1 pseudogene is annotated in these 279 nt (G+C 65.2%); it reads right to left on the bottom strand.

Going from position 1 to position 279, the window contains the following annotated elements:
* Positions 1–217: pseudogene (locus HOP53_RS21490) on the bottom strand (adenylosuccinate lyase); the annotation flags it as partial.
* Between the last annotated feature and the right edge of the window lie 62 nt (positions 218–279).

Raw genomic sequence — 279 nt, 5'->3', positions numbered from 1 at the left:
CGCGAATCATGGCTTCGAGAAAGGCGGTGGCCTCGGCTGAGAGCGGCGGTACCTCGACGATACCGCCCTGCTCGGCGAGGCGCTGCAGCCAACGAATCTCGACGATCACGCGGGCGCGGATCAGGCCGAACTCGCTGAAGTGTTCACGCAGGCTCTCGGCCTTGTTGCCGTAGCGGCCGTCGACGGGAGAGAGGGCGGTAAGAGCGGTGAGGGGCAGGGAAGCGGCTTGCATGGTCATGGTCCGGTACGTGTAGGAAAAGGGGTCAGCTCAGCTGGTCC

Origin of the sequence: Billgrantia ethanolica (genome assembly GCF_021404305.1) — a bacterium.
GTDB classification, from domain to species: domain Bacteria; phylum Pseudomonadota; class Gammaproteobacteria; order Pseudomonadales; family Halomonadaceae; genus Halomonas; species Halomonas ethanolica.
Note: the sequence above shows the minus strand (reverse complement) of the source record. Positions and strands in the feature narration are given on the sequence as shown.